We start from the raw sequence: 24,148 nt of genomic DNA, 5'->3' as shown, positions 1-24,148 counted from the left end.
AGGGGCCGGGCCTCAGAGGGAGGGGAGCTCGGTGGTCACGGGAACGTCGATGAGCACCGGCCCGTCCTGCTGGGCCGCCGCGTCCCGTACGAGCTTGGTGAGTTCACCCGCGCCCTGGGCCCGGTGGGTGCGCACCCCGTATCCGTCGGCGACGGCCGTGATGTCGAGACCGGGGATGTCGAGGCCGGGGGCGCCCTGGGCGTGTTCGAGCTGCGCGAACCAGTGGAGGATCGCGTACTTGGCGTTGCTGAGGACGACGAAGGTGACGGGGACCTTGTACGCGGCCGCGGTCCACAGGGCCTGCACGGCGTAGTGGATGGAGCCGTCGCCGATGACGCAGACCACGGGCCGGTCGGGCGCGCCGAGCTGCGCGCCGACGGCCGCGGCGGCCCCGAAGCCGAGTCCGCCGCCCGCGGAGAACAGGTAGGAGTCCGGGGCGGAGATCCGGGTGGCCTCGTGGAACTGCGGGACGTTGGAGGGTGATTCGTTGACCCAGAGGGTGTTCTCCGGGGCGCCCTGCGCGATGGCCGTCAGCGCGGCGAGCGGGGTGAGGACCCCGTCGGCCGACTCGGGGAACCGCACCTGCTCGTGCGGTGCGGGCGCGCCCGCACCGGCGGCCGGGAGCCGCTCCGCGAGGGCCCGTACGGTCAGTGCCAGGTCCGCGACGACCGCGTCTCCGAGGGGTGCCCGGGCGGCCTCCTCGGCATCCCGGGTGAGGAGCACGAGCTCGGTCCCCTCGGGCAGGTGGGAGCCGGGGACGTAGGGGTAGTAGCGGAACACGGGGGCGCCGATCACGACGACCAGGTCGTGTCCCGCGAGCTGCCGGCCGAGCGGCCCGATCGCCGGGGCCAGATCCCCGCGGAACTGGGGGTGGCTGCGGGGGAAGGAGACGCGGGCGGCGACGGGCGCCGCCCAGACGGGCAGTCCGGTGTGCTCGGCGAGCGCGAGGACGGCGTCCCAGGCGCCGGAGGCGTCGACGTCGTCGCCGACGACGAGGACGGCGGAGCGGGCGCGGGAGATCCGGTCGGCGAGCGCCGTGACCGTGGCGGCGTCGGGCGCGGCGGCGTGCGTGATCCGGCGGGCGGCGGCGGCCCGGCCGGCCAGGTCTTCCGCCTCGGTGAGCTCCGCGTCGAAGTCGTCCATGGGGAGGGAGAGGAACACCGGCCCGTGGGGCGGGGTTTCGGCGATCTGCACGGCACGGGCCAGCGCGGCCGGGACGTCGGCGGGGCGCGGGGGCTCGTAGGCCCACTTGACGGCGGGCTGGGGGAGCAGCGTGGCCTGCGGGTTGGAGAGCAGGGCTTCCATGGTGAGCATGGCGCGCACCTGCTGGCCCGCGGTGACGACCATCGGGGTGCGGTTCGCGCGCGCGTTCAGGATGGCGCCCATCGCGTTTCCGGTGCCGGGCCCGGTGTGCAGGTTGACGAGGGAGGTGCTTCTGGAGGCGAGGGCGAAACCGTCGGCCATGCCGACGACGACGGCCTCCTGCAGACCGAGTACGTACCGGAAGTCCTCGGGGAACCGCTTGAGCATCGGCAGTTCGGTCGAGCCGGGGTTGCCGAAGACCGTGGTGATACCACGTGCTCGTAGAACGTCCAGGACTGATTCGCGAACCGTGCGCATTCGGTGTCCTTCCGCGCAGCAGGGGGCACTGTCGGTGATCAATCCAGCACACTGAGTTGATCTTTACAAAAGCCCTCCACGGCATATTCATCTCTGCTATGCGCCTGCTGCGTGCCCGCCTCCCTACTGGCCACTGGGCCGGGCGGGGTTGACGCCGTGTCCAGGGGGCGCGCCCGATGTCCCCCCGATGGGTGGACGGGGTTCAGCGCTTGCGGGCGAGGAGCTGGAGCGCTCGGGCCGGGTTCCCGTTCATCGTGGTGACGTCGACCGGGCGCTCGTGCACGAGGTCGAGGCCGGGGCCGACGCCGGGACCGGAGTCGGACCCGGCGTCGGGGCCGGGACCGGAGCCGGGACCGGGGTTCGGGTCCGCATCGCGCAGCAGCGCGCGCAGTCGGGCCGGTTCGTGGTGGCGGACCACGGCGCCGTCGCCGGTGGTGAACACCCCGTACGGCCTGCCCGGCTCGGCGGCGCGGGCGGCGGTGTAGCGCTCCCTGCTGTGCGCGTCGTCCTGGAGGGGCATGTCGCTGACGTACAGCAGGCCGCCCGGGGCCAGGACCCGGACCAGCTCGGCGACCAGTTCGCGCTGCGCCGTGTCGTCCGGGACGCAGGTCAGCACCGCGAACAGCAGGACGAGGTCGAAGCTCGCCGGCGGGTACGGCAGCCCCGGGGGGTCCTCCAGCACGGCGAAGCGCAGGTCCGGGCGGGATCGGCGGCCGCGGGCGATGAGGGCGGGAGACAGGTCCACGCCGCACACGTCGCGGAAGCCGTGGCCGCTCAGTTCGGCCATGGTGCGCCCGTAACCGCACCCGTAGTCGAGGACCCGGGCGCTGCGGCTCACGCCCGCCAGCCAGGTGAGGTCCAGGGGGTGGGTGAACGTTTTTGCGGCGCCTGCGGTGTCCCAGTAGGCGATCTGCCGGCCGAGGTCGTTCATACGGGGCCAGCGTATCGCGCGGGGGCGGGCGGGGCCGGGGGCCGGGGGCGGGGCCGGGGCCGCCGGCGTCCGGGGCTCAGGGGCGGAAGCGGAGCGGGTGGTCGGCCGGGACCTCCACCACGGCGATGCGGACGCCGTCCGGGTCGGCGATCCACATCTCGATCAGCCCCCAGGGCTCCCGCCGGGGCGGCCGCAGCACCTCGGCGCCCCGCGCCAGCAGCTCCTCGTACGCCGCCTGCGCGTCGGCGACTTGGAGCCACAGCCGGAGCCCGGGCGCGGGCGGGTCCTCGGCGCGCCCCGAGACCTCCAGGAAGCCGCCGCCCAGGAAGTAGACCGTCCCGCGTTCCGGCCCGGTGCCGAACTCCCGGTGGACGGCCAGCCCCAGCGTGTCGCCGTAGAAGGCGCGCGAGCGCTCCGGGTCCGTGGGGGTGAGCAGGATGCGGCTGCCGAGTACGTGCACCATGCCGGCGAACCTACCCCCGCCCCGGCGCCTCACGCGGCGGACGCACCCGGGCTGGGCGCCGCACCGTCCGGGAAGCGTTTCGCCCGCTTCGGCGGGGGCCGGTCAGGCCTCGGGGACGGCGGCGTCGAGGGCCGCGGTGAGGCGGTGCAGGCGGATCTGGAGGTCCCGGATCTCGGCGAGCTCGAAGCCCGTCGCGGCCGCGATCCGGCGCGGCACCTCCACCGCGCGTGCGCGCAGCGCCGTGCCGGCCTCGGTGAGGCCGACGTGGACGGACCGCTCGTCCTCGGTGCTGCGCTCCCGGTGGACCAGTCCGGCTGCCTCAAGGCGCTTGAGCAGCGGCGACAGCGTTCCCGAGTCGAGCCGGAGGTGGTTTCCGATCTCCTTGACGGGCGTCGTGCCGTACTCCCACAGCACCAGCATCACCAGGTACTGGGGATAGGTCAGGCCGAGGTCCTTGAGGACGACGCGGTAGAGGCCGTTGAAGGCCCGGCTCGCCGAGTTCAGCGCGAAGCAGATCTGGCCGTCCAGGCGGAGGAAGTCCTCGTCGCGGAGGGTTTGGGTGGGCTGCTCGCTCATGGACGCAAGTGTACCCGGGCATGTCTTGCGAGGCATTTAGTTGTGCACAACTTAATTGTGTGCTCTACTTCTGGAGGTCAGCCGATCACCGGCTGAACGGTCACCACCGCGAGAGGAACCCCTGATGGACGCGCTGTACACCGCTGTCGCCACCGCCAACGGCCGCGAAGGCCGCACGGTCAGCTCCGACGGCCAGATCGACCTCGCGCTCGCCATGCCCCCGGCCCTCGGCGGCAGCGGCCAGGGCACCAACCCCGAGCAGCTCTTCGCGGCGGGTTACGCGGCCTGCTTCGCCAGCGCGCTCGGCCTGGTCGGCCGGCAGGCGAAGGTCGACACCGGTGAGGTGTCGGTCACCGCGGAGGTCTCGATCGGCAAGGACGACACGGGCTTCGGCCTGGCCGTCACCCTGCGCGTCGAGCTGCCGGAGTCCCTCGCCGGCGAGACGGGCGAGATGCTGGTCAAGCAGGCCCACCAGGTCTGCCCCTACTCCAAGGCCACCAGCGGCAACATCCCGGTCGAGCTGGTCGTCGAGTAGTCCCGACGGGGCCCCTGCGAGGCGGGTCCTCCCCCGAGGCGGGGCCTCCCCCGAGGCGGGGCCTCCTCCGAGACGGGCTCCCCCTAAGGCCCCCGACCCGCCCCGTCAGGGGCGGGTCAGGGCGTTCCCCGAGGACGGGCGGGTGCGGCGCGGCCATGATCGATCCATGTCGAACTCACCATGGCCGCAGGCGGCGTTCAGCGCCGGCCCGCTCTGCATGACGGCCTACGGGCTCATCCGCCTGACCGACGAGGAGCACGGTCCCGGGTTGGCCTGGTCCTCGGGCCATCTCTTCTTCCTGGCAGCCGTGTCGTGCTTCGTTCCCATCGTGCTGGGGATGCGGAGGCTGGCCGCGGCGGGTCGGGGCCGGGCCGGCCGGCGACTCGCCGGAGCCGGGGCGGTGACCGCACTGGTCGGCATGGCTGCCGTCGTCGCGCAGGTGGTCATCGACCTGGTCGCCGGATTCCTCAGCGAGGACCGCGAGGCGATGAACGATCTCTTCCGGCAGGTCAAGAGCCACGCCGGTGTGGAGCCTGCCGTCTACACCGTCGGTCCGCTCCTGTTCTACGTCGGCCTGCTGCTGCTCCTGACCCAGCTGGCGGCGCTGCGCCGGATAGCCGCCTGGCGGCCCCTCGCGGTGGTCGCCGGCATCGTGGCCACGGGGGTCAGCCTGGACCTGCTGCCGCTGGCGGGGCTGCTGTTCCTCCTCGCGTTCGCGCCCCTGGGACGGCAGGTCGACGACGCGGAGCGGCGTTCGCCGACGGCCACGGCCTCACCGGGCCGCTGACGGGACCGGCGCGGCGGGGACGTGCTCCGTGAACAGGTCCTCCGGGAGCGGGGCCAGGCCGAGAAGGCCCAGCGTCGTGTCCGTCGTGACCCGGTGCCAGGAGGCGGCCCGGCGGAGCATCGCGTGCCCGCCGTGCGGCATGGCGATGCCCGCGGCCCGGGCGCCCCGGGCACGGGCCCGCCGTACGTAGTCCCACGACCCCTGCGCGTCGGTGACGCGGTCGGCCTCGTCGTGCAGGAGCACCACGGCCGTCTCCCCGAGGTGCAGCACCGGTTCACCCGGCGGGCACCACGGCGCGAGCCCCACCACCGCGCGGACCAGCGGGTCGGCGGCCGCCCGCAACGCGGCGCGCCCGCCCATGGAATGCCCGACCAGCACCACGGGCAGCGGCCCGGCCACGCAGCACAGCTCACGCAGCGCCTGCCACACGTCGTGGACCGGATCCGCGCGGTGGCCGTTCCAGCCCCGGTGCTCGTAGCGGACCTCCGCCACCACCACGCCCCGCGCCGCCGCCCCCGCCCCCGCGATCGCCCGTGCGAACGGACGCATCCGCAGCCCCGGCAGGTTCGCCCGGGGCGGTGCGTCGAGCCCCTCCGCCCGCCCTCCGTGCAGCAGCAGCACCGCGGCCGTCGGCTCCTGCGGCACCCGGTGCAGCGCCAGCGCACCCGTCGGCCCCCTCACGCCCGGCCTCCCCGCGGCGGCAGCGGGAGGAACCCGCTGGTACGGGCGGTGTAGTCCGCGAACCCGGGCCGGTCCGCCATCCGGGCCTCCAGGAGCCGCTTGCCGCTCCCCATGGTCAGCAGCAGCGTCATCACCACCGGGGACACCGCGCACAGCAGCGCGGCCCGCCAGGTCCCGCATGCCGGCAGGTAGAGCCCCCACCAGACCAAGGAGTCCCCGAAGTAGTTCGGGTGGCGGGTCCACGCCCACAGACCCCGGTCCATGACCGCGGCCCGGTGGGCCGGATCGGCCTTGAACCGCGCGAGCTGGAAGTCCCCCACGGCCTCGAAGCCCAGGCCCGCTGCCCATAGCGCCGCTCCGAGTACGTCGAGCACGCCGACGGGGGAGTCCACGTACGACGCGGCCTGGACGGGCAGGGAGACCAGCCAGACCAGGCCCGCCTGGAGCAGGTACACCATGAGCAGGGCGCGCACCTGCGGATTCCCCCGCCCCCGGGCCAGGAGCTCCGTGTAGCGGGGGTCCTCGCCGTGCCCGCGACCGCGCCAGGCGAGGTGCCCGGCCAGCCGCACCCCCCAGACGACCGTGGCGGCGGCGACCAGGAGCCGCCGGCCGCCGTCCCCGTAGCCGGCCGACAGGACGTACGAGACCACCGCGATCGCGGCGAACGCGAGGCCCCAGGCGATGTCCGCCGTCCGGTGCAGGCGCCGGGCCGTCCCGACGGCGAAGGCCAGGAGCAGGACGGCGGCGGCCGCGCCGGCGGCCGCGGCCAGGTTGCTCCCGAGGGCCTCCTGGGAGGCGGCGTTCACTGTCCCGCCCCCAACGAGATGTCCTCGGTCAGCAGCAGTTGCCGGACGTCGAGGTAGCGGGCCCGGAACCCGGCTTCCGAGTAGGCCAGGTAGAACTCCCACATCCGCCGGAACGTCGCGTCGAAGCCGAGCCCCGCCACGGCCCCGGCCCGCTCCGTGAAGCGCTCCCGCCACAGGCGCAGCGTCTGCGCGTAGTGCGCGCCGTACCCCTGGTCGGAGACGATCCGCAGCCCCGCACCGGCCGCGTGCGCCTCGATGGCCTCGCGGGAGGGGATCAGGCCGCCGGGGAAGACGTACTTGCTGATCCAGGTGTGCGTACGGGCCGTGCGCAGCATCCGCTCGTGCCCCATGGTGATGGACTGGAGCGCGATGCGTCCGCCGGGCGCCACCGCATCGCGCAGGGCGGCGAAGTACGTCGGCCAGAAGTCCCTGCCGACCGCCTCGATCATCTCCACGCTCACCACCGCGTCGTACCGGCCTTCCACGTCGCGGTAGTCCCGCAGTTGCACGTCCACCCGGTCGGCGAACCCGGCGGCGGCGATCCGGCGGCGGGCGAGGTGCTGCTGCTCCGCGGAGAGGGTCACCGTCGTCACGTGCGCCCCCCGCTCGGCCGCGCGCAGCGCGAGCTCGCCCCAGCCGGTGCCGATCTCCAGCAGGCGCTTGCCCGGGCCGACGCAGGCGAGGTCCAGCAGCCGGTCGATCTTGCGGTGCTGCGCGGCGGGCAGGCTCTCGTGGCGCGCCGGGAAGGAGGTGAACACGGCGGAGGAGTACGACAGGGTCTCGTCGAGGAAGAGTGCGAACAGCTCGTTCGACAGGTCGTAGTGGCGGTGGATGTTCTCCCTGGCCCCGGCCCGGGAGTTCAGCTGCGCCTCGGGCCGGCGCTGCACCCACGCTCCGCGCAGCCTGCGCAGGGGTGCGGGCACGAGGTCGTCCACGTGCACGGCGAGGACCGTCAGCAGGCCGGTCAGGTCGTCACTGTCCCATTCGCCCGCCATGTAGGACTCGCCGAAGCCGATCAGGCCGTGCGCCCCGATCCGGCGGAAGAAGGCGTCCGGGTCGTGGACGGTCAGCGAAGGACCGATGCCGCGGGCCGGTTCGGCTCCGAAGCGGCAGCGCAGGGGCAGGGCGGTCACGGCACGCCGGACCAGCCGGCGGGCGACGGCCGGGTGCCCGAAGGGGGCCGCCGGCGGCCGCGCCACGTCCGGCCACGCGTGGGCGCGGGGGTCTGCGTCGAACGCGACGGCCGCGGCCTGCCGCTTCGCGGTTTCGTCGGCGGTGCGGGGAAGTGAAAGGGTCACGAGAGGATGCCTTCCTGGGGCGCGCGGTCGGGGCGGGGCTGTACGGGCAGCCCGCAGAGCAGCAGTCGGACGGCCTGTCGGCGGATCCCGGCCCAGACGGCGGCCGTGGACCACGGCCGCCGGGCGACCGCGCGCAGCAGGGCGAGTGAGGTGGCGGGGCGGTGCCGGCCGTGCAGGGTCGCGGTGAAGGCCCGCTGCCCGGCGCGTTCGAGCTGTACGGCGATCTCCAGCCGCTCCCGCGGCTCCGGCAGCCGCATGCGGTAGTGGCCGTCGACGGGGAAGAACGGCGAGACGTACAGCTCCTTCGCCGCCTCGGCGCGCCCGGCGTCATCGGTCCGCAGGAGGTAACAGTGGCGCTGACCGTAGGTGTTGTGGACCTCGCCCACGACACAGACCAGGGCTCCGGCGCGGTCGTGGCACCAGTACAGCGTCAGCGGGTTGAACACGTACCCCAGGACCCGGGCGTGGGCCAGCATCAGGACCTGCCCGCCGTCGAGGTGCACGTCCCGGGAGGCCAGGTACGCGTCGAGGCCGGCCCGGATGGTCGGCGCGCCGGCGAAGTGGTCCCGGGGGTCGAAGCGGGCCAGCGGGCGCAGCGGCCGCGGGAGGCGGGGGAGCGCGTCCAGGTCCACGAGCCACATGTACGTGCGGTGCCGGAAGGAGTGCCGTACGGGGGCCGTCCGCGCGTGGGAGACGACGCAGTCGTACAGGGCCGGTACGGCGACGGCGGGCAGGGCGGGGGGTGTCGGGACCGCCGCGGCCACCGGCTCCGCCGGCGTCACCGGGACCTTCGGCTCCGCCGGGACCGTCCGGCTCGCCCGCTGCGCCACCGTGGGCGCCTGCACCCCGCTCACCAGCGCACCCCCAGCGCCGCGGCCGCCCGCACCCCTGAACGGCAGCCGTCCTCGTGGAAGCCCCACCCGTGGTACGCCCCGGCGAAGGCGGTGACCCGGGTGTTGAGGCGGGGCAGCGCCCGCTGCGCGGCCACCGACTCGGGCGTGTAGACGGGGTGCGCGTAGTCCATCCGGGCCAGCACGTGCTCGGGGTCGATCCGCCCGCCCGCGTTCAGGCTGACGACGTACCGGGTGGCGCCCGGCAGCCGCTGGAGGCGTGTCATGTCGTAACTGACCCGGACCCCGCCCGCCCCCGGGTGGCAGTCGTCGAGGTGGTAGTTCCAGGAGGCCCGGGCCCTGGGCGAGCGGGGCAGCAGGCTCGTGTCGGTGTGCAGCACCGTCGGGTTCGCCTCGTACCGGAAGGCCCCGAGGATCCGCTGCTCGTCCCGGGTGGGATCGGCCAGCAGGCGCAGTGCCTGATCGGGGTGGGTGGCGATGACGACCGCGTCGTAGGCGTCGGTGGTGCCGTGCTCGGTGCCCACCAGGACGCCGCTCGGTATCCGGTCCACCCGGATGACCGGGGTGCCGGTCCGGATGTTGCTGATCTCCTTGGCGGCCTGGTCCACGTAGGCCGCGCTGCCGCCGGTGACCGTCTTCCACTGCGGGGAGCCCGTCACGGACAGCAGCCCGTGGTGGTCGAGGAAGCGGAACAGGTACGCGGCCGGGTACTCCAGCGCGGTCTCGGCGGGGCAGGACCACACCGCCGACACCAGTGGCGTCATGAAGTGGCTGACGAAGTACGGGGAGAACCCGCCGTCGGCGAGAAAGGCGCGCAGCGTGAGCTGCTGCGGGGGCCCGTCCCCGGCCAGCAGGCGGCGGGCGCGGCGGTGGAAGAGCGGTACTTCCGCCAGCAGCCGCAGGTACCGGCCGCGCAGGGCGGCCCGCCCGGTGAACAGGCCCGCGGCCCCGCGGGCGCCGGCGTACTCCAGGCCGCAGCCGTCGCACCGCACCGACATGCTCATCTCGGAGTCCTGCGTGGTCACTCCGAGTTCGCGGAAGAGCCGGATCAGCAGGGGGTAGGTGCGCTCGTTGTGGACGATGAACCCCGAGTCCACCCGCGCCGTTCCGCCGCCCGGGGCCGGCAGCTCATGGGTGTGGGCGTGGCCCCCCAGCCGGGGGTCCGCCTCGTACAGCGTGACGTCGCACGCCTTTTGCAGGACGTAGGCCGCGGTCAGTCCCGCGACCCCGCCGCCGATCACGGCCACACTCTGGGTACGCACAGTCCGTCACTCCCCACCGGTCGCCACGCCGCCGTCCGGGACGGCGTTTCCCCTTGCTTCGCGGCCGGAGCGCCCGCGGATTGGTGGCAGTTGCCGAAAGCTGAACCAGCAGCGGTGCGGGGGGTTGCACATCGATCGGGAATTGGCGACCTGGTTGACCAATCCGCACAGATGTCTGCTCCGAAGACCGGTCAAGAACGGGAACCTGGCAGCATCCGGAGCGGTCGGCCCTCTGAGTGGAGGGCCGGTCCTTTCGACAGGAAAGGACTGTCATGCGACGGACGGATCCCGGCGGACCTTCCGCCACCACTGGGCAACCGCTGCCCTTCGGTGTCCCCGACACCGCGGCCCCCCGGCTCGAAGACCTGATGTCCCGGGTGGCCCGCGGCGACAAGGACGCCTTCTCCACCCTCTACGACGCCCTGTCCGGAACCGTGTTCGGACTGGTCGTCCGGGTCGTACGCGACCGCGCCCAGTCCGAGGAGGTGACACAAGAGGTGATGATCGACCTGTGGCGGCAAGCCGCCCGCTACCGGCCCGAACAGGGCAGCGTGCCCGCCTGGGCCGCCACCCTCGCCCACCGCCGGGCCGTCGACCGGGTCCGCTCCGCCCAGGCCGCGATCAACCGCGAACACGACCAGGCCGCCCGCCAACAGGCGCGCCCGTTCGACGAGGTGGCGGAACAGGTCGAAACCCGGCTGGAGAGCGAACAGGTACGGCGCTGCATGCGCGGCCTGACCGAGATCCAGCGCCAAGCCGTCACCCTGGCCTACTACCAGGGCCTGACCTACCGTGAGGTCGCAGAGACCCTGCGCACTCCATTGCCCACGATCAAGACACGCATGCGCGACGGACTCATCCGGCTGCGCGACTGCATGGGGGTGACCACATGAAGCACGACGGAGAACTGCACACCCTCACCGGCGCGTACGCCCTCCACGCACTCACCTCGACGGAACACGAGGTGTTCACCGCACACCTCGCCGATTGCCCGTCCTGCCAACAGGAGGTGGACGAGTTCTCCGCCACCGCCGCCCGCCTGGCCGGGGCCGCCACCCTGGCGCCGCCTCCGCACATGAAGGACGCGGTCCTGTACGGCATCGAGTCGGTCCGCCAACTGCCCCCGCTGCTCCCGGCCACGGGCAGGCCGATGACGTTCACCGCCATCCTGCGCCGCAAGGCCATCACGCTGGCCATCGCCGCGAGCATCGCCGGGGTCGCCGTGCTCGGGGGCGTCACCGTCCGGCAGAACCAGCTCGCCGAGGAGGCCCGGCAGCAGGCCCAGGCCACCGAACGCCGGCTCCAGGACGTCTCCGCCGTCGTGGCCGCCGCCGACGCCCGTACGGTACGGGGCCGCACCACCACCGGCGCCGCCGCCTCCGTGGTCAGCTCCAAGGTGCAGAACCGCGCGGTCTTCATCGGCGCGGGGCTCCCCGACCCGGGCGCGGACCGGACGTACCAGCTCTGGTTCGAGGACCACGGCACCATGCGCCCCGCCGGGCTGCTCACGCAGGACGGGGCCACGCTGATGCAGGGCGGCATCCAGGGCGCCTCAGGGGTGGGACTCACCGTCGAACCCGCCGGCGGATCCGCCCGGCCCACCAGCCGCCCGCTGGTGCTCCTCAACCTGCCGGCCTGACCCGCGGCGCTTCACGCGGGCCGGTCGGCTCCGCCCGGCCGGGCCGGTTTCGGAGCGGGCTTCGCGCGGACGTGCATGCGTTCGCCCTGCCTGCCGAAGAGGCTGAGCACCTCGACGGGCCGCCCGTCGGCGCTGCTGAACCAGTGGGGCAGCCGCGTGTCGAACTCGGCGACCTCGCCGGGGCCGAGGACCAGGTCGTGCTCGGGGAGCACCAGCCGCAGCCGGCCCTGGAGCACGTACATCCACTCGTAGCCCTCGTGGGTACGCGGGTCCGGCTCGGAACCCCGGTCCGTGATGATCATCTTGTACGCCTGGAGGGGTCCCGGAGTCCGGGACAGCGGGACGAACGTACCGCCGCCCGGCAGCTCATGCGGGGTCAGCCGGACCCGGGGGTCGCCCACCTCGGGAGCCCCCACCAGGTCGTCCAGCGGTACGCGGTACGCGCCGGCCAGCGGGAGCAGCAGCTCCAGACTGGGACGGCGCTGCCCGGACTCCAGCCGGGACAGGGTGCTCTTGGAGATGCCGGTCGTCTCGGAGAGCGCGGCCAGTGTGAGCCCGCGCTTGGCGCGGAGCCGCTTGAGCCGTGGGCCGACCTCGTCGAGGACGCTCTGGTAGGGCGGCGGGGCGTCGGCTGGTGTGTCCATGGGGGCATTCCACCGCGCTGTCCCGGAAACAGCAACAAGAGTTGTCACCGGGACCTCATGGCGACCCAGCCGGAGAACCGCGCCGAACAGCAGCTCCCCGGCCTGCGCCGGACGGCGGCCCACCTGGGCGAGCTGCTCGGCCCCCCGGCCCCCCGGCCGGGGTCCGCCGCATCCTCGACGTCGGCAGCGGACCCGGCGTGATGACCTGCGTGCTCGCCGAGGCCTTCGCCGGCGCCGGGACCGTGGCCGTCGACGCCACCCTCGCCGCCTGCCCCGCTGCGTGACCCGGGGCACAGGTGGGGGCCGAGTGGGGACGCGGCGGTGCGGGCACGTTCAGGGGGCGACACAATGACCACGGTTGTTCTCTTTGATCCAGTACGGAGGAATGGGCGGATGCTCAACGAAAGAGCGGGGCAGCAGGCGCGCCCGGAGGACCTGGTCGACGTGGCCCGGCTCGTGACCGCGTACTACGCCCTGCACCCCGATCCCGCGGATTCCGGCCAGCGCGTCAGCTTCGGCACCTCGGGACACCGCGGCTCCTCCCTCGCCACGGCCTTCAACGAGGACCACATCGCCGCGACCAGCCAGGCGATCTGCGAGTACCGGGCCCAGCAGGGCATCGACGGCCCCCTCTTCCTCGGTGCGGACACCCACGCCCTGTCCGAACCCGCCCGGGTGACCGCCCTGGAGGTCTTCGCCGCCAACGACGTGACCGTCCTCGTCGACACCGCCGACGGCTACACCCCCACGCCCGCCGTCTCGCACGCGATCCTCACCCACAACCGCGGTCGCACCTCGGCCCTGGCCGACGGAGTGGTGGTCACCCCCTCGCACAACCCTCCCGCGGACGGCGGCTTCAAGTACAACCCGCCGCACGGCGGACCCGCCGGATCCGATGCGACCGGCTGGATCCAGGAGCGCGCCAACGAGATCATCACCGGAGGCATGAAGGAGGTCCGGCGGATCCCGTTCGCGCGCGCCTCGGCGGCCCCGACGACGGGTACGTATGACTACCTCGGCACGTACGTGCGCGATCTGCCGTCCGTGCTCGACCTGGACGCCGTACGCGCCGCGGGCGTGCGCATCGGGGCCGACCCGCTCGGCGGGGCCTCCGTGGCGTACTGGGGGCGGATCGCCGAGGAACACCGCCTCGATCTGACCGTGGTCAACCCGTACACCGACCCCACCTGGCGCTTCATGACGCTGGACTGGGACGGCAAGATCCGGATGGACTGCTCCTCCCCGTACGCGATGGCCTCCCTGATCGAGGGCCGGGACCGGTTCCAGATCGCCACCGGGAACGACGCGGACGCCGACCGGCACGGCATCGTGACACCGGACGGCGGACTGATGAACCCCAACCACTACCTCGCCACCGCGATCGAGTACCTCTACAGCCACCGCGAGCAGTGGCCGGCGGACGCGGGCGTCGGCAAGACGCTGGTGTCCTCGGGGATGATCGACCGGGTGGCCGCGGACCTGGGCCGCGAACTGGTGGAGGTGCCCGTCGGTTTCAAGTGGTTCGTGGACGGGCTCTCCGCGGGCGGTATCGGCTTCGGCGGCGAGGAGTCGGCCGGGGCCTCCTTCCTGCGCCGCGACGGCTCGGTGTGGACCACGGACAAGGACGGCATCCTCCTCGCCCTCCTGGCCTCGGAGATCCTCGCCGTGACGGAGCAGACCCCGAGCCAGCGGTACGCCGGCCTCACGGCCCGCTTCGGCGAGCCCGCGTACGCGCGGATCGACGCCCCGGCCACCCGGGAGGAGAAGGCGGTGCTGGGCCGGCTCTCCCCCGAACAGGTCACCGCCGACACCCTGGCGGGTGAGCCGGTCACGGCGGTGCTGACGGAGGCTCCGGGGAACGGGGCCGCCATCGGCGGCATCAAGGTCACCACCGAGCACGCCTGGTTCGCGGCCCGCCCGTCGGGCACGGAGGACGTCTACAAGATCTACGCCGAGTCCTTCCTCGGCGCCGACCACCTGGCCCGCGTCCAGGAGGAGGCCCGCTCCGTCGTCTCGGCGGCGCTGTCCGGCTGAGCCGCCGTCCGTCGGCGAACCCCTCGCGGACGAACCCGCCACCCCGACCGGAGATTTCTCAGTAGGGTGGCGGGCTCCGGGAGTTCGCGCGGAGGGAGCAGGCATGCGAGGCGGTACGGTCGCGGTGGTGGGCGGGAGCGTCGCCGGTTGCGCGCTGGCTTCGGCGGCGGCCCGCGCGGGCGCCGACGAGGTGGTGGTGCTGGAGCGCACCCACGGACGGCTGGCGGACCGGGGCCTGGGGCTCTGCATCCACGACGGCCGGGCCGCGGAACTCGCCGCCACCGGCGCGCTGCCCGCAGGCATCGCCGCGCACCCGCTGACCCGGCGCCGCTGGATCGTCCGGGACGACGCGGCGGCCGGGCCGGCCGGGCGGGTGTTCTGGGAGCAGCCGTTCCCCTTCCACTCGTACCACTGGGGCCTGCTGTGGCGCGGGTTGCGGGAGGCGACGCCCGCCTCGGTGGTCTACCGGCAGGGCACGGTGGTGACGGGAGTGGCCGACACCGGCGAGCGGGCCGAGGTACGGCTGGCCGACGGGAGCGCCGAGCCGTTCGACCTGGTCGTCGGCGCCGACGGGTACCGCTCGGTGGTGCGCGAGGCGGTCTGCCCCGGCTCCCGGCCGGTCTACGCCGGGTACGTCTGCTGGCGCGGCAACCTCGACGCCCGGGGGCCGGCCGCGCTCGGCGAAGACGGAGTGCCCTCCGACGCGGTGACCACCGTCTGCTTCGACGGCGGGAGCTGCGTCATCTACCCCATCCCCGGACCGGACGGCCCGCGGGTGAACTGGGTCCTGTACGCCATGCCCCCGCGGAGCGGCCGGCTGCCGTTCGACGACCCGACGAGCTTCCCGCCGGGGCGGGTGACCGAGGAACTCACCGCGCACCTGCGCACGTTGCTGGAACGGGAGTTCCCGCCCCACTGGGCGCGGGTGCTCGCCATGACGGAGCCCGCCGACACCTACGTCCAGCCCATCTACGACCTCGAGACGGCGCGCACGACGGCCGGGCGCCTGCTGCTCGCGGGCGACGCGGCCACGGTGGTGCGCCCGCACAACACGAGCGGGGTGGCCAAGGCCCTCCAGGACGCCACCGCGTTCGAGGACGCCTGGCGCCGGGCCGGCACCTGGGCCGAGCTGCTGGGCGGGTACCAGGCCGCGCGCGGTGCGGCAGGTCGGGAGATGGTCGCGCTGGCCCGCCGTCTCGGCCGGGGCCAGGTGGAGCAGACCCCTGCCTGGGCCGCGATGAACCACCGCGAGGTGGAGTCGTGGTGGCAGGAGCTGCTCGACGGCGCCGCCGGCATCGGCGGCCAGGCCATGAGGCCGTAGGCCGTACCCGAGGACCCGCGCCTGAAGACCCGTACCCGACCGGACAGTCCTGCCGCCCGTTATCGGCCAAGCGGAGCGTCGCCGCCCCGGGAGCCGCACCGCGGGCCCTACGGTGATCCCGTTGCGCCCGCCGGCGCAGCACCATGGGCCCGTGGGCAGGGAGTTGAGGCATGAAGCAGCGGTGGGGCGTCCTGATCGCGGTCGGGGTTCTGACGTGGGGGGCCGCCGGTACCGCAACCGCGCGGGCGAGTGCCGACAGCGGTGGCTGCCGGGCGGCCGGAGAGGTCTTCGCCACCAACAACACGGCGGTCATCACGGATCCCGACGACGAACGGCTGCGGACCCGGCTGACCCGCTTCGACCACGAGGTGCGCCGGATCATCCGCGCCAACGGTGCCAGGTCGGGGGAGTCCACCCTGCTCGACGGCGTCTTCTGGTCCGCGGACCTGAAGCGGACCACGTACGAGCGCTCGCGGGAGTTCGACGTCGACGAGGTCGGCGCCGACGGGCTCCACCACATCGCCGACGTCGTCCGCAAGCAGTACCACCAAGAGTCGGTGCTCACCTTCCGCTGCCTGCCGCGCTCCTCGCCGGAGACCGACGCGGCCGAGATCCGGGCCCCGGGCGTCTCGGCGGCCCGCCTGCGCGAAGCGCTGCTCGCGGACCCCGAGGCCCGCGAGCGCCTCGGCGGCGGTTCCGTCACCGTCGGCGGCCGCCTGATCCTGGTCACCCCGCTCGCCGAGCTCCCGCTGGCCCGGCGCCTCACGGCCGACCTCGGGGTGGACTGGAACACGGCGAAGGTGAGCTACGGGGACGAGGAGTTCGTCTCGTAGGCCCGCGGCTCGGCCGGGCCCGACCCGGCCCGGCCCGGAACCCGCATGACGACCGCCACTGAGCGCGGCGGCGGCAGTGCGGCCTACCCTGGAGACGGCGGCCGTCCGCGGTGAGCGGCCCGGGCGGCCGCCCCGGTGGCTGCGGGCACGTACCCCTCCTTGAATCCCGCGCCCGCGGCGCCGGCACGGCGGCCGGTCACGGCGGGGCGGGAGGCGCGACGCGGCGCGGAGCCGGGCCGGAACAGCCCCCGCGGTGGGACAGTGGATGCCATGTGCGGTCGATATGCATCCAGCCGGGCCCCCGAAGACCTGGCCGGCCTGTTCGAGGCCCGCTGGGACCCCCGGGAGACGCTGGCACCGAGCTGGAACGTGGCCCCCACCGACGCGGTGTGGGCGGTCCTCGAACGCCCCGACCGCACGACGGGGGAGGTGGAGCGCCGGCTGCGCACCCTGCGGTGGGGCCTGGTCCCCTCCTGGGCGAAGGACCCGAACGGCGGCGCCCGGATGATCAACGCGCGGGTGGAGACGGTGCACGAGAAACCGGCCTACCGCCGCGCCTTCACCCGGCGCCGCTGCCTGCTGCCCGCCGACGGCTTCTACGAGTGGCAGGCCGTGGCCGCCACCGCCACGGCGAAGGCGTACAAGCAGCCGTACTTCATCACTCCCGAGGACGCCGGGGTGATGGCCATGGCCGGGCTGTACGAGTTCTGGCGCGACCCGGCCGTGACCGATGAGGACGACCCGGTCGCCTGGCTCATCACCACCACGATCATCACGACCGAGGCCACCGACGCGGCCGGCCGCATCCACCCCCGCATGCCCCTGGCCGTGGCCGCCGAAGACCAGGACGCCTGGCTGGATCCCGCCCACGAGGACGTCCACGAGCTCCGGGCCCTGCTCCACACCCCGTCCGACGGCCACCTCGACGTACGGGCGGTCTCCACGGCGGTCAACAGCGTGCGGAACAACGGCCCCGAACTGCTCGAACCCCCGGCCGACCGCTGAGCCCGGCCCCGGTCAGGCGCCGATGGCCGCCATCAGCATCGGGAACGAGGACACCAGCTCGCGCTCCCAGTACGGCCACGCGTGGACGCCCCGGTACGAGCACACCGCCGCCGGAACGCCCAGCCCGGCGAGCCGCAGCAGCAGATCCTGGTTCATGCCGTGGATGAGCGCTTCCACGCGTTCGGTACCGTGGCGGAGCGGGTTCGTGCAGCGCGTCGGGCTCGCCGGCGGGTCGCCCCACTGCCAGCCCGTTCCGGCGTCCGTGCCGTCGCCGTACGCAACGTAGAGGGCGGTACCGGTCAGCCCGGCGGCCTGATGGACCGGGTCGTTGCGCTCCCACACGCCGCGCTGGCGCACGTCCGCCGGGTCCGCGGTGTCGTACGGGAACCCCGGCTCGCCCCAGATGCGCCGCCAGTCGGTGTGGCACGCGCCGCCGGCGCCCTTCACCAGGTCGGGGCCGGAGAGCCCGCCGTCGAGCGACAGGTGGAGCGTGCTCACCGCCCCGCTGTACGAGGCCGCCGCGCGGAACATGCCGGGGTGCGCGGCGGCGAGCTTCATCGCGCCGAGCCCGCCCATCGACAGCCCCGCGACGGCACGCTCCGTACCGGCGCGGTACCCGCTCTCCAGCAGCGGCCGCATCTCGTCGATCAGGTACGTCTCCCAGGCCGGCGGGCCGCCGCCGCCGGTGTTGTACCAGTCGCTGTATCCGCTGCACGGGCTGGTCTGCGGCAACACCACCAGCACGTCCCGAGGGGCGGCGAGCTCCTCGATGTGGGTGTGGGAGGTCCAGTCGGTGTGGTCTCCCGGGCCGCCGTGCAGGAGCCACAGGACGGGCCACGTGCGGGTGGCGGTCTTGGACCAGGCCGGCGGCAGCAGCAGCCGCACCTTGACCGGCGCGTCGATCTCGGGCGAGGAGACGGTGAGATCGAGCGTCCGGGCGTCGATCCGCTCCTCCTCCACCACCTGGGCCGGGTTGTCGGCGGCGCGGGCGGCCCCGGCCCCCGCCGGCTGCAACAGGAGTACGAGCGCCGCCAGTACCGCGGCCGCGTGTCGCGTGATCCGATGGTGCACGAGAACCTGCACGAGAACCTTCCCTCCGTCCGACGCGCTGTTCCCCGGCCGGTCCCTCCGGACGCCGGTCACCGGGCGGCCCGCGCGGTGGCCTGCCCGCGTACGGTCAGGGCCTGCGGGGCGCGGCCCGGATGGGCGGGAAGGCGCAGCGGGCGCCCGCCCGGGGTGAGCGACCCGAGTACGCGCGGCCCCGCGGCGCCCGTACACCCCGGGTCATTGCCCGGAAGGCCGTGCAGGGTCAGGTATCCGAGCACCGCGAAGGCGTAGGCCTCCTTCGCCTCCGCGGGCAGCCCCAGCTCCTGCGACCCGCGTACCGCCGTACTGCCCGCTGAGGGCCCCGTGCCGTCCGCCAGCTCGTCGCGGAGCATCGCCATCAGCGTGGGGTTCCGTACGCCGCCGCCGGACACGAACACCTCGGTGGTTCCCAGCGGGCGCAGCGCGTCGGCCACCGTCCGGGCGGTCAGACGCGTGAGGGTGGCGACGAGGTCCTGCGGCCGGATCTCGCCGAACCCCGCCAGCCGTGCCCGCAGGTAGCCCGCGTGGAACAGCTCCTTGCCCGTCGTCCGGGGAGCCGGCATCCGGTAGTACGGCTCCCCGCTCAGCAGCCGCTCCAGCAGCCCCTCGTGGACGCGCCCGGCGGCGGCGAGCGCGCCGTCCGCGTCGTACGCGCGCTTCCCGGCGCTCAGTTCACGGACCGCGGCGTCGATCAGGGCGTTGCCCGGGCCGGTGTCGAACGCCATGGGAGCGCCGCCCGCCGGCACCACGGTGACGTTGGCGATCCCCCCGATGTTCAGGGCGGCGGGCACGCCGGGGCGCCCGCGCAGCAGCATCAGGTCGATGAGACTCACCAGGGGTGCGCCCTGTCCGCCCGCCGCCACGTCGCGCGGCCGGAACCCGGAGACGACCGGGCAGCCGCTGCGCTCCGCGATCCAGGCCGGTTCGCCGAGCTGCAGAGTGCCGCGCACCCGCCCGTCCTCGGCCCAGTGGTACACCGTCTGCCCGTGCGAGGCGACCAACTCGGCGCGCCCCGCGCACAGTTCCCGGTCGGCGCGGGCGGCGACGGCCGCGAAGACCTGCCCGATCCGGGTGTCGAGGCGGCAGACCTCGGCCAGGGTGGTCGCCGCGGGCGGCAGGGCGGCGGCGAGGGCCTCCCGTACGTCGGCCGGGTACGGCTCGCTGACCATGCCCAGCGGCACGAGGTGCAGCGCGCCGTCCTCGGCGGAGAGTTCGAGGTCGGCGGCCGCGGCGTCGACGGCGTCGTACGAGGTCCCCGACATCAGCCCGATCACCCTCATCGCAGGGGCTCCCGGTGGTCGCGGCCGCGCAGGCTCAGCAGGGCGCAGCAGCTGAGGGCGCAGGCGCCGGCGGCGTAGTAGGCGGGCACGGAGGTGTCTCCCGTCCGGGCGATCAGGGCGGTGATGACGAGCCCGGCGCAGCCGGAGAACACCGCGTTGGCGAGGGCGTAGGCCAGTCCGAGCCCGGTGCAGCGCACCCGGCGCGGGAACATCTCGGCGAGCATGGCCGGCCCCGGTCCGGCCATCAGGCCGACCAGCGCACCCGCGAGCAGTACGGCCCCGGCCCTGGACCACGGCGAGGCGTCGGGGGACCGGAGCACGTGGAGGAGGGGGAGGGCGAGGACCACGACGCCGACGGCTCCGCCCAGCATCACCGGGCGCCGGCCGATCCGGTCGCTGAGCGCCCCGGCGGGCAGGATCGAGGCGGCGAACCCGGCGTTGGCGAGCGCGGTGGCGAACAGGGCCTCGCGGAGGGAGGCGCCCAGGGTCGCCTGGAGGTACGACGGCAGGACGACGAGGAAGGTGTACCCGGCCGCGGACCACCCCATGATCCGCCCGATGCCGAGGACGACGGCCCGCGCGAGCTCCCGGGGGCGGGCGGGACGGACGTCCGCCGCGGGAGCCGGCGGCGGGGGCGGCGGGGGCGGTTCCTCCAAGGCCGTACGCAGCCACAGCGCCACCGCACCCAGCGGCAGGGCCAGCAGGAACGGGATGCGCCAGCCCCACGCGTGCAGGGCTCCGGCGGGCAGCGCGCTCGCCAGGGCGGCGGCCGTACCGGCCCCCGTGAGCAGGCCGAGCGCGACGGTGAAGGACTGCCAGGCTCCGAAGAGGCCGCGGCGGCCCACGGGCGCGTACTCCGTCATGAGGGCGACGGCCCCGCCGAACTCACCCCCCGCGGAGAGCCCTTGCAGCGCCCGCAGGAGGGTGAGCAGCCAGGGCGCGGCGGAGCCGATGGCGGCGCGGGTCGGCAGCAGCCCGATCGTCACGGTGGCGAGGGTCATGAGGCCGACGACCACGATGAGGGTGGGCCGCCGCCCCAGCCGGTCGCCGAGCCGCCCGAACAGCACGGCGCCGACGGGCCGGAAGAAGAAGGCGAGCGCGAACGAGGCGTACGTGGCCACCAGCGCCTCGGCTCCGCTGCTCCCCTCGTACCGGAAGAAGTTCGCGGCGATGACGGTGGCCAGGCACCCGTAGACGCCGAACTCGTACCACTCGACGAGATTGCCGACCGACCCGGCGAGCAGCGCCCGCCGGGACGTGCTGCGGCGGACGGCCGGGGAACGCAGCTCGAGAGGTCCCACGCGTCAGAGGTCCTCGCCCGAGAGGAGGGGTTCGAACGCGGTGTACGCGGCGAAGTCCCGGAAGTGTCGCGTGTAGAGCTCCGTTCCGTCGCCCAGGCGCTCGTCCGGCAGCTCCGCGACGTCCACGAGCTGACGGAACGTCCAGGTGATCAGCTCACCCCGCTCGTTCCGGTAGCTCGTCTCCAGGCCCTCGCCGTGGGCCCGGGCCTTCGACCTGGCCTCGTCCTCGGTCCGGGCGGTCAGCAGGACGAAGCTCTCCCGGTACAGGGGCGCTTGGCCGCCGGACGTCGCCGGGGCCGCGGCCTCGGCGACGCAGACGAGAACGGCGACGTACGTCCTCACTTCTTGAACCGGTTGTCGTTCAGCAGCTTCCACGCCGTCTGGCAGGACTTGAGCCCGCAGCCCCGGATGTACCCGAGCGTGTCCCCGTAGTGCTCCCCGGGGAACGCCTGCCGGATGGACCCCCTCCGGCACCGCGAGATGAAGTTGTTCGCGATCTCGCCCAGGTTCTCGCCCGCCACGCACGCGTCCGCCGGCCGCACCGGCACGGCGGCGGCCCCGGCGGCCGGGTGCGCGCCGCCCGCCGCTCCGGCGGCCGTCGGCGCGCCGAACAGGACGGCGCAGGCGAGGACGAGCGCGGCCGCGCCACGCGCCGGCTTTCCGTCGACGGCCATGATCAGCAGCCCGCGAGCTTCCCGTACGCGATCCAGACCTCGCCCTTGGCGTTGATGCTGACGTTGCCCGTCTTGTGCAGTCCGGTGTACTTCCCGCGGTACTTCCTGAGCTGCCCGAACTGCGATTCGAGGGAAAGGTACGGGGAGTCGGGCTTCCAGTCGCCCGAGAACTCGGCGTACACCCCGTCGGTTCCGTCGGTGCCGCTCGCCCAGCAGGCCCGACTGCCCGAGTAGAGGACCAGGTTGCCGTCGTACTGCATCTCCAGGCGGTGGGCGCCGTGGCTGATGCACTGGCCGGGGATCAGCTTGTCGGTGAACGAGGTTCCGACGTTGCGGCACTCGGCCGCCCGCCCCGTCGCGGCGGAGACCTGCCCGGCCGGTACCGCTGCCGCCGCCAGCAGGCTCACCACCGCGAACGCCAGTGCACGGGTCGTGCTCCCGACCGTCTTCATGGACGCACCCTTCTCCGCATGATCACTTCCCTCGTCGATCACGAAAGGTAGCAGCTCGACTACGGAGGGTTCGACCTTCGTGGCGCTCTGTTGACGCGCAGCGCCCGCGGTCCGGCTATCGGGGCGTCGGGGCCACGGCGGGAGCCTTCTTGGAGGGCGGCGGGCCGGACGGTCCGGGGGCGCTGTTGCCGCTGATCGAGCGGCCACTGCGGTCCGGATGCATGACAGATGAGGTATTCGGGGCGGCGGACGGCATGAAGTCGCCGTGGTGCGGTTACCCCTACTGCGTGTCTCAGCCGCGTTGCGCCCCGCCGCGTGCTGACACCGGACCCCGACCCGCACCTGCTGTGGCTCAGCTCCTGCGTGCGGATCCCGCAGCCCAGGTACGAAAGGCACGACGATGACACGGCATAGGACGACCTCGCGGCGGTTGCGGCACCTGACCGCCCTCGCCCTGACGACGCTGGCGGCGACGGCCACATCCGCGGTGCCTGCCCACGCAGACGTCACGGTGGGCTGCACCACGGCGGATCTGGTCACCGCGATCAACAATGCGAACAGCGGCATGGGGGACCCGGTCCTGAACCTGACGTCCTACTGCGTCTACGAGGTCACCGCGGCCGCATCGGCGGACGACGGGCTTCCGCCCATCACGCTCGCCGCGGGCATCACCATCAACGGCAACAACGCCACGATCAAAAGGACCGTCCCCGCGAACTTCCGCCTCTTCGACATCGCCTCCGGCGGCAAGCTCAGCGCCTTCGATCTGAGCGTCGAGAACGGGGAGCCGGCCAGCAACATCGGTGGCGGTGCGATCCTGGTCCAGAACGGCGGCACGTTCATCGGGGACAACGTGACCGTGGAGGGCAGTACCGGCAACCTCGGCGCAGGCATCAGGGGCAGGGTCGGCAGCACCCTCACGCTCAGCAACAGCATCGTGAGGGACAACCGAACGACCGGTGGCGCCACCACGGGGGGCGGCATCTACTCCGAAGGCACGACGAGCCTCGTCGACACGGACATCCTCAGCAACCGGGCCGGCAACGCCGGGGGCATCGGCAAGGCATCGGGCACGCTCACGGTCACCCGAGGCAACATCAAGTTCAACACCGCCGACGACCTCGGCGCCGGCCTGGACCTCACGGCCGGCACCTCCACCGTGGACGGAACGGTCATCGCCGACAACCGGATCACCACCGGCGGCGTTCAGACGGGCTCGGGTGGCGGAGTCGTGGTGGTCAGCGGTACCCACACGATCAAGAACGCGAGCATCGCGGGGAACAAGGTCGCCGGAAACGGCATCGACGGAGGCGGCGGAGGCATCCACCTCCTGGGAGAGGGGACGCTGACCCTGGACAACACCAAGGTCACCGCGAACCAGGTCATCGGCGAGAACGCCAAGGGCGGCGGCATCCTGGCCAATGGCGGCACGCTGAACATCAACAACGGCTCGGACGTGACGAAGAACCTGCTCTCGGGGCGGTACTCACAAGGCGGCGGCATCCACGCCGGCAACGACTTCGGTCAGGGCGTCACCGTGAACGTCGACGGTTCCGCGATCGACTTCAACAAGGTGGCCGGCACCGGCTCCTTCGCGGCCGGTGTCTACAACAGCGACAGCACCGTCACCTTCACCGGCGCCTCGGTCTCCAACAACTCGGCACCGGCGGATCCCGCCCCGGGCGGCATCTGGACCAACGTCGCGATCACCACCGTCCCCGGCTCCGTGTTCGCCAACAACACGCCCACGAACTGCGACCGCAGTCCTGCGCCGGTGAGCACCTGCGTCAACTGACGCCCGAGGGAGCAGCGTTCCTCTCCACTCCGATGCTCCTGCCGCGGACACCGTCCGCGGCAGGAGCATCGGAGCGTGGGCGATGGGCCGCCCTCCGGGTACGCCTCTGTCCCGCACCGGCCCGAGCCGCTGCGGGACAGACGTCCAAGACCGTCCGGCCTAGATCGCGCTGCCGACGAACGTGACGTAGACGGAACCGTCGCCGCCGGCATTGGCGTTGCTGATGGCGGGAACGGTCTGTACCGACACGGTGTTGCCGAGGGCGAAGCTGCCG

26 protein-coding genes are annotated in these 24,148 nt (G+C 73.6%); 10 read left to right on the top strand and 16 right to left on the bottom strand.

Going from position 1 to position 24,148, the window contains the following annotated elements:
• Positions 1-12 precede the first annotated feature (12 nt).
• From mdlC to ADK52_RS32985, 4 genes are all read right to left on the bottom strand, one after another.
• Positions 13-1,620, bottom strand: coding sequence for a benzoylformate decarboxylase (gene mdlC, locus ADK52_RS33000; protein WP_053693539.1), 1,608 nt, complete (start codon positions 1,618-1,620; stop codon positions 13-15).
• Positions 1,621-1,822: 202 nt separating this feature from the next.
• Positions 1,823-2,551 (bottom strand): class I SAM-dependent methyltransferase, encoded by a 729-nt coding sequence (locus ADK52_RS32995; RefSeq protein ID WP_053693538.1) that lies wholly within the window; start codon positions 2,549-2,551, stop codon positions 1,823-1,825.
• 76 nt (positions 2,552-2,627) lie between these two features.
• A complete protein-coding gene (locus tag ADK52_RS32990; RefSeq protein ID WP_053693537.1) occupies positions 2,628-3,014 on the bottom strand; it encodes a VOC family protein in 387 nt (128 codons plus the stop codon).
• 102 nt (positions 3,015-3,116) lie between these two features.
• Positions 3,117-3,590: a MarR family winged helix-turn-helix transcriptional regulator gene (locus ADK52_RS32985; protein WP_053693536.1), complete on the bottom strand. Its 474-nt coding sequence runs from the start codon at positions 3,588-3,590 to the stop codon at positions 3,117-3,119.
• A gap of 124 nt (positions 3,591-3,714) precedes the next feature.
• Between ADK52_RS32985 and ADK52_RS32980 the strand changes: the two genes are divergently transcribed.
• Both ADK52_RS32980 and ADK52_RS32975 read left to right on the top strand, forming a co-directional pair.
• Complete coding sequence (locus ADK52_RS32980) at positions 3,715-4,125, top strand: organic hydroperoxide resistance protein (protein ID WP_053693535.1); 411 nt, start codon at positions 3,715-3,717, stop codon at positions 4,123-4,125.
• 166 nt (positions 4,126-4,291) lie between these two features.
• Positions 4,292-4,912 (top strand): hypothetical protein, encoded by a 621-nt coding sequence (locus ADK52_RS32975; protein ID WP_053693534.1) that lies wholly within the window; start codon positions 4,292-4,294, stop codon positions 4,910-4,912.
• Here ADK52_RS32975 and ADK52_RS32970 read toward each other — a convergent pair.
• The 5 genes from ADK52_RS32970 to ADK52_RS32950 form a co-directional block, all read right to left on the bottom strand.
• Positions 4,898-5,593, bottom strand: coding sequence for an alpha/beta fold hydrolase (locus ADK52_RS32970; protein ID WP_234344351.1), 696 nt, complete (start codon positions 5,591-5,593; stop codon positions 4,898-4,900). The genes ADK52_RS32975 and ADK52_RS32970 overlap by 15 nt on opposite strands.
• Positions 5,590-6,399, bottom strand: a complete 810-nt coding sequence (locus ADK52_RS32965; RefSeq protein WP_053693533.1) for a DUF1295 domain-containing protein — start codon at positions 6,397-6,399, stop codon at positions 5,590-5,592. Before ADK52_RS32965 ends, ADK52_RS32970 begins: the two co-directional genes overlap by 4 nt.
• A complete protein-coding gene (locus ADK52_RS32960; protein WP_053693532.1) occupies positions 6,396-7,697 on the bottom strand; it encodes a class I SAM-dependent methyltransferase in 1,302 nt (433 codons plus the stop codon). The genes ADK52_RS32965 and ADK52_RS32960 overlap by 4 nt, the downstream gene beginning before the upstream one ends.
• On the bottom strand, positions 7,694-8,461 hold the full coding sequence (locus ADK52_RS32955; protein WP_420714978.1) for a DUF1365 domain-containing protein: 768 nt from the start codon (positions 8,459-8,461) through the stop codon (positions 7,694-7,696). Before ADK52_RS32955 ends, ADK52_RS32960 begins: the two co-directional genes overlap by 4 nt.
• A gap of 86 nt (positions 8,462-8,547) precedes the next feature.
• Positions 8,548-9,810, bottom strand: a complete 1,263-nt coding sequence (locus tag ADK52_RS32950; protein WP_053693531.1) for an NAD(P)/FAD-dependent oxidoreductase — start codon at positions 9,808-9,810, stop codon at positions 8,548-8,550.
• Between the two features lie 272 nt (positions 9,811-10,082).
• Between ADK52_RS32950 and sigK the strand changes: the two genes are divergently transcribed.
• Positions 10,083-10,703 carry an ECF RNA polymerase sigma factor SigK gene (gene sigK / locus ADK52_RS32945; protein WP_078988779.1) on the top strand — a complete coding sequence of 207 codons (621 nt, stop codon included), beginning with the start codon at positions 10,083-10,085 and terminating at the stop codon, positions 10,701-10,703.
• Positions 10,700-11,449, top strand: coding sequence for an anti-sigma factor (locus ADK52_RS32940; protein ID WP_053693530.1), 750 nt, complete (start codon positions 10,700-10,702; stop codon positions 11,447-11,449). The genes sigK and ADK52_RS32940 overlap by 4 nt, the downstream gene beginning before the upstream one ends.
• A gap of 11 nt (positions 11,450-11,460) precedes the next feature.
• Here ADK52_RS32940 and ADK52_RS32935 read toward each other — a convergent pair whose 3' ends face one another.
• Positions 11,461-12,093, bottom strand: a complete 633-nt coding sequence (locus tag ADK52_RS32935) for a helix-turn-helix domain-containing protein (protein WP_053693529.1) — start codon at positions 12,091-12,093, stop codon at positions 11,461-11,463.
• A 57-nt stretch (positions 12,094-12,150) separates the two neighbouring features.
• Between ADK52_RS32935 and ADK52_RS42670 the strand changes: the two genes are divergently transcribed.
• The 5 genes from ADK52_RS42670 (at position 12,151) to ADK52_RS32915 (ending at position 17,286) form a co-directional block, all read left to right on the top strand.
• Complete coding sequence (locus tag ADK52_RS42670) at positions 12,151-12,294, top strand: hypothetical protein (protein WP_159046083.1); 144 nt, start codon at positions 12,151-12,153, stop codon at positions 12,292-12,294.
• Between the two features lie 192 nt (positions 12,295-12,486).
• Positions 12,487-14,127, top strand: coding sequence for a phosphoglucomutase (alpha-D-glucose-1,6-bisphosphate-dependent) (gene pgm, locus ADK52_RS32930; protein ID WP_053693528.1), 1,641 nt, complete (start codon positions 12,487-12,489; stop codon positions 14,125-14,127).
• 103 nt (positions 14,128-14,230) lie between these two features.
• A complete protein-coding gene (locus tag ADK52_RS32925) occupies positions 14,231-15,448 on the top strand; it encodes an FAD-dependent monooxygenase (RefSeq protein ID WP_053693527.1) in 1,218 nt (405 codons plus the stop codon).
• Positions 15,449-15,618: 170 nt separating this feature from the next.
• Positions 15,619-16,281 carry a hypothetical protein gene (locus ADK52_RS32920; protein ID WP_053693526.1) on the top strand — a complete coding sequence of 221 codons (663 nt, stop codon included), beginning with the start codon at positions 15,619-15,621 and terminating at the stop codon, positions 16,279-16,281.
• Positions 16,282-16,551: 270 nt separating this feature from the next.
• Entirely contained in the window at positions 16,552-17,286 is a 735-nt protein-coding gene (locus ADK52_RS32915; RefSeq protein WP_053693525.1) for an SOS response-associated peptidase, read from the top strand.
• 12 nt (positions 17,287-17,298) lie between these two features.
• Here the strand turns inward: ADK52_RS32915 and ADK52_RS32910 are convergent, their stop codons facing one another.
• Genes ADK52_RS32910 through ADK52_RS32885 form a run of 6 tightly spaced genes read right to left on the bottom strand, consistent with a single transcriptional unit; the run spans position 17,299 to position 22,079 of the window.
• Positions 17,299-18,369, bottom strand: a complete 1,071-nt coding sequence (locus ADK52_RS32910) for an alpha/beta hydrolase (protein WP_053693524.1) — start codon at positions 18,367-18,369, stop codon at positions 17,299-17,301.
• Positions 18,370-18,425: 56 nt separating this feature from the next.
• Positions 18,426-19,652 (bottom strand): anhydro-N-acetylmuramic acid kinase, encoded by a 1,227-nt coding sequence (locus ADK52_RS32905; protein WP_053693523.1) that lies wholly within the window; start codon positions 19,650-19,652, stop codon positions 18,426-18,428.
• Positions 19,649-20,953 carry an MFS transporter gene (locus tag ADK52_RS32900; protein ID WP_053693522.1) on the bottom strand — a complete coding sequence of 435 codons (1,305 nt, stop codon included), beginning with the start codon at positions 20,951-20,953 and terminating at the stop codon, positions 19,649-19,651. Before ADK52_RS32900 ends, ADK52_RS32905 begins: the two co-directional genes overlap by 4 nt.
• 3 nt (positions 20,954-20,956) lie before the next feature.
• Positions 20,957-21,295, bottom strand: a complete 339-nt coding sequence (locus ADK52_RS42665; RefSeq protein WP_053693521.1) for a DUF4288 domain-containing protein — start codon at positions 21,293-21,295, stop codon at positions 20,957-20,959.
• Entirely contained in the window at positions 21,292-21,627 is a 336-nt protein-coding gene (locus ADK52_RS42660) for a hypothetical protein (protein WP_053693520.1), read from the bottom strand. Before ADK52_RS42660 ends, ADK52_RS42665 begins: the two co-directional genes overlap by 4 nt.
• A 2-nt stretch (positions 21,628-21,629) precedes the next feature.
• A complete protein-coding gene (locus tag ADK52_RS32885; protein WP_053693519.1) occupies positions 21,630-22,079 on the bottom strand; it encodes a hypothetical protein in 450 nt (149 codons plus the stop codon).
• Between the two features lie 400 nt (positions 22,080-22,479).
• Between ADK52_RS32885 and ADK52_RS32880 the strand changes: the two genes are divergently transcribed.
• Entirely contained in the window at positions 22,480-23,874 is a 1,395-nt protein-coding gene (locus ADK52_RS32880; protein WP_159046082.1) for a hypothetical protein, read from the top strand.
• Positions 23,875-24,148 lie beyond the last annotated feature (274 nt).

The sequence above is a fragment of the Streptomyces sp. WM6372 genome, from assembly GCF_001279655.1.
GTDB lineage: Bacteria > Actinomycetota > Actinomycetes > Streptomycetales > Streptomycetaceae > Streptomyces.
The sequence above is the reverse complement of the archived record's forward strand: the minus strand, read 5'-3'. Positions and strand labels throughout refer to the sequence as shown.

Coding starts and splice junctions, on each gene's coding strand:
- mdlC (WP_053693539.1), bottom strand. CDS start 1,620: ATGCGCACGGTTCGCGAATCAGTCCTGGACGTTCTACGAGCACGTGGT.
- ADK52_RS32995 (WP_053693538.1), bottom strand. CDS start 2,551: ATGAACGACCTCGGCCGGCAGATCGCCTACTGGGACACCGCAGGCGCC.
- ADK52_RS32990 (WP_053693537.1), bottom strand. CDS start 3,014: ATGGTGCACGTACTCGGCAGCCGCATCCTGCTCACCCCCACGGACCCG.
- ADK52_RS32985 (WP_053693536.1), bottom strand. CDS start 3,590: ATGAGCGAGCAGCCCACCCAAACCCTCCGCGACGAGGACTTCCTCCGC.
- ADK52_RS32980 (WP_053693535.1), top strand. CDS start 3,715: ATGGACGCGCTGTACACCGCTGTCGCCACCGCCAACGGCCGCGAAGGC.
- ADK52_RS32975 (WP_053693534.1), top strand. CDS start 4,292: ATGTCGAACTCACCATGGCCGCAGGCGGCGTTCAGCGCCGGCCCGCTC.
- sigK (WP_078988779.1), top strand. CDS start 10,083: ATGCGACGGACGGATCCCGGCGGACCTTCCGCCACCACTGGGCAACCG.
- ADK52_RS32940 (WP_053693530.1), top strand. CDS start 10,700: ATGAAGCACGACGGAGAACTGCACACCCTCACCGGCGCGTACGCCCTC.
- ADK52_RS32935 (WP_053693529.1), bottom strand. CDS start 12,093: ATGGACACACCAGCCGACGCCCCGCCGCCCTACCAGAGCGTCCTCGAC.
- ADK52_RS42670 (WP_159046083.1), top strand. CDS start 12,151: ATGGCGACCCAGCCGGAGAACCGCGCCGAACAGCAGCTCCCCGGCCTG.
- pgm (WP_053693528.1), top strand. CDS start 12,487: ATGCTCAACGAAAGAGCGGGGCAGCAGGCGCGCCCGGAGGACCTGGTC.
- ADK52_RS32925 (WP_053693527.1), top strand. CDS start 14,231: ATGCGAGGCGGTACGGTCGCGGTGGTGGGCGGGAGCGTCGCCGGTTGC.
- ADK52_RS32920 (WP_053693526.1), top strand. CDS start 15,619: ATGAAGCAGCGGTGGGGCGTCCTGATCGCGGTCGGGGTTCTGACGTGG.
- ADK52_RS32915 (WP_053693525.1), top strand. CDS start 16,552: ATGTGCGGTCGATATGCATCCAGCCGGGCCCCCGAAGACCTGGCCGGC.
- ADK52_RS32905 (WP_053693523.1), bottom strand. CDS start 19,652: ATGAGGGTGATCGGGCTGATGTCGGGGACCTCGTACGACGCCGTCGAC.
- ADK52_RS42660 (WP_053693520.1), bottom strand. CDS start 21,627: ATGGCCGTCGACGGAAAGCCGGCGCGTGGCGCGGCCGCGCTCGTCCTC.
- ADK52_RS32885 (WP_053693519.1), bottom strand. CDS start 22,079: ATGAAGACGGTCGGGAGCACGACCCGTGCACTGGCGTTCGCGGTGGTG.
- ADK52_RS32880 (WP_159046082.1), top strand. CDS start 22,480: ATGACACGGCATAGGACGACCTCGCGGCGGTTGCGGCACCTGACCGCC.